1 rRNA gene is annotated in these 1,594 nt (G+C 57.6%); it reads left to right on the plus strand.

Features of this window, described 5'->3' with window-relative positions:
- A 16S ribosomal RNA gene (locus AC3WJU_RS22410) occupies positions 1–1,223 on the plus strand; the annotation flags it as partial.
- Between the last annotated feature and the right edge of the window lie 371 nt (positions 1,224–1,594).

Consider the following 1,594-nt stretch of genomic DNA (forward strand, 5'->3'; position numbering starts at 1 on the left):
TGACCGGCCACACTGGGACTGAGACACGGCCCAGACTCCTACGGGAGGCAGCAGTGGGGAATATTGCACAATGGGCGGAAGCCTGATGCAGCGACGCCGCGTGAGGGATGACGGCCTTCGGGTTGTAAACCTCTTTCAGTAGGGAAGAAGCGTAAGTGACGGTACCTGCAGAAGAAGCGCCGGCTAACTACGTGCCAGCAGCCGCGGTAATACGTAGGGCGCAAGCGTTATCCGGAATTATTGGGCGTAAAGAGCTCGTAGGCGGTTTGTCGCGTCTGCTGTGAAAGACCGGGGCTCAACTCCGGTTCTGCAGTGGGTACGGGCAGACTAGAGTGATGTAGGGGAGACTGGAATTCCTGGTGTAGCGGTGAAATGCGCAGATATCAGGAGGAACACCGATGGCGAAGGCAGGTCTCTGGGCATTAACTGACGCTGAGGAGCGAAAGCATGGGGAGCGAACAGGATTAGATACCCTGGTAGTCCATGCCGTAAACGTTGGGCACTAGGTGTGGGGGACATTCCACGTTTTCCGCGCCGTAGCTAACGCATTAAGTGCCCCGCCTGGGGAGTACGGCCGCAAGGCTAAAACTCAAAGGAATTGACGGGGGCCCGCACAAGCGGCGGAGCATGCGGATTAATTCGATGCAACGCGAAGAACCTTACCAAGGCTTGACATGAACCGGTAACGCCTGGAAACAGGTGCCCCGCTTGCGGTCGGTTTACAGGTGGTGCATGGTTGTCGTCAGCTCGTGTCGTGAGATGTTGGGTTAAGTCCCGCAACGAGCGCAACCCTCGTTCCATGTTGCCAGCACGTAGTGGTGGGGACTCATGGGAGACTGCCGGGGTCAACTCGGAGGAAGGTGGGGACGACGTCAAATCATCATGCCCCTTATGTCTTGGGCTTCACGCATGCTACAATGGCCGGTACAAAGGGTTGCGATACTGTGAGGTGGAGCTAATCCCAAAAAGCCGGTCTCAGTTCGGATTGGGGTCTGCAACTCGACCCCATGAAGTCGGAGTCGCTAGTAATCGCAGATCAGCAACGCTGCGGTGAATACGTTCCCGGGCCTTGTACACACCGCCCGTCAAGTCACGAAAGTTGGTAACACCCGAAGCCGGTGGCCTAACCCTTGTGGGGGGAGCCGTCGAAGGTGGGACCGGCGATTGGGACTAAGTCGTAACAAGGTAGCCGTACCGGAAGGTGCGGCTGGATCACCTCCTTTCTAAGGAGCACCATTATCGCCCTTCTTCCTTCCGCATGGTTGGTGGGGGGGTGTGTGGAAGCAAAGCCCATTGCGCAGGCGTCTGTTCTGCGGTGGGTGCTCATGGGTGGAATATCAGCAGATAGCGGCCGGGTGGTTTCTTTCCCGCGTTCAGTACGGATGTCCTGTCATTTTTGTGGTGGGGTGTTGTGGAACGGTGCGGGTGGGGGTTGTCCGGTTTTCGTGTTTGGCACACTGTTGGGTCCTGAGGCAACAGGGCCGTCGGGGGGTGCGTGGCCTGTGTGGGTTGCGTGGTTCCGGGCGGGTTTGTGTGTTTCTGGTTTCCTGGCTGCATTTCTTCGTGTGTTCCCGGTCGTCCTTTCCTTTTGTTG

The organism is Arthrobacter sp. FW306-1B-F12A (genome assembly GCF_058781865.1).